At 60.0% G+C, this 1,017-nt stretch carries 1 protein-coding gene; it reads right to left on the bottom strand.

The window, feature by feature from the left end; translation table 11 throughout:
• A protein-coding gene (locus AB4Z51_RS44990) for an IS630 family transposase (RefSeq protein WP_441499777.1) occupies window positions 1-923 on the bottom strand; the annotation gives its coding sequence in 2 pieces (ribosomal slippage) (window positions 1-586 and window positions 588-923; 922 coding nt annotated over the 2 pieces). This gene is flagged as partial in the annotation.
• Window positions 924-1,017 lie beyond the last annotated feature (94 nt).

Raw genomic sequence — 1,017 nt, 5'->3', positions numbered from 1 at the left:
AATTTTTCAGGTAATTGGCGCATTCCTCGGGGGTGAAGGCATCGAGTGCGTGGCCGATTGCGGCGCAGACCGCGTCGACGGTTCGCGCGGCAGCTTTGCGGAGCAGATGCTTGAGCTTGGCAAAGACCTGCTCGATCGGGTTCAGGTCGGGCGAGTATTTGGGCAGGAAGAAGAGTTTGGCGCCGACCGAACGGATGAGTTGGCGAACTGCTTTGCTCCTGTGGCTACCGAGGTTATCCAAGACGACGATATCGCCGGGTCGAAGGACAGGCAGAAGAACCTTCTCGACATAGGTGCGGAAGCTSACGCCATCGATCGGCCCCTCGATGAACCATGGTGCATCGATCCGGTCATGGCGCAGCGCCGCCAGGAAGGTCATGGTCTTCCAGCGGCCGTGGGGAACCGTGGCAGGAAGTCTGTGCCCGCGCGGCGCCCATCCCCGCAAAGGCGCCATATCGGTTCTGGTCCATGTCTCGTCGATGAAGACGAGCCGCTCAGCTTCGACGCGCCCTTGATATTTTGTCCACTGGGCTCGCCGCCGCGCGACCGCGGGTCGATCGCGTTCGCCAGCCGCCACGCTTTTTTTTGAAGCTGAGCTTCTCGGCATGCACGAAGTCCCACACCGAGTGATAGTCGACCTTCAGGCCGCGTCCAGCAAGCTCGGCAACGAGCCCCCGTATAGTGAAATCGCCGTCCTTGATCCGTTGCGACAGCCAAACCGCGTGGTCTCCCGAAACCGCCTTCGGCTTATGACCGCCCATCTGACCAGGCTCAACGCTGCCGGTCTCCTCTACCCGTTGCATCCAACCGATTGCTGTGCTGATCGCGACCCCAAACTGCTTGGCTGCCTGATTGCGGGACATCCCGCCCTCGATCGCGGACACGACACGCTTGCGAAGATCCAGAGAATAAGGCTTGCCCATCCATGCTGGCCTCCAACCCAGCCAGAATGGTGAATCAGAAACACACCGATTTGGGAATCCCAAATCGATTCAACCTAACCCCATCCCGCTTTAG

The sequence above is a fragment of the Bradyrhizobium sp. 2TAF36 genome, assembly GCF_052114925.1.
In the GTDB taxonomy this organism is placed as follows: Bacteria; Pseudomonadota; Alphaproteobacteria; order Rhizobiales; family Xanthobacteraceae; genus Bradyrhizobium; species Bradyrhizobium barranii.
The sequence above is the reverse complement of the archived record's forward strand: the minus strand, read 5'-3'. Positions and strand labels throughout refer to the sequence as shown.